This window comes from Erwinia sp. V71, from assembly GCF_965644245.1.
GTDB lineage: Bacteria > Pseudomonadota > Gammaproteobacteria > Enterobacterales > Enterobacteriaceae > Erwinia.
Map to the genome: position 1 here is coordinate 1 of NZ_CBFFRK010000332.1, position 248 is coordinate 248.

General features: G+C 46.8%; 1 protein-coding gene. It reads right to left on the bottom strand.

Going from position 1 to position 248, the window contains the following annotated elements; all coding sequences use genetic code 11:
* A partial coding sequence (locus tag ACSZO1_RS22845; RefSeq protein WP_437616703.1) for a DUF6933 domain-containing protein occupies window positions 1-248 on the bottom strand: 248 nt, incomplete at both ends.

The window sequence follows — 248 nt, forward strand, 5'->3', positions numbered from 1 at the left end:
TAATCAGCGCCCAGCCATTCCATACCGTTGACCAGTCGGGTATTAAGACGTTCTACAAACCCCTGAACATCTCCTTTGCGAACCTGATGAATAACATGCACCCAACGGCTTTCATATTCCATTGCAATCAGACAGGTGGAACGACCTATCTTGACCGCATGAACCACCCACTGAATGATTTCCTTATTCTTTACGTCAGACTGTCGTTCCTTGATGGTCTGCTGTACAGATGACGCAGGCTCAAAGAA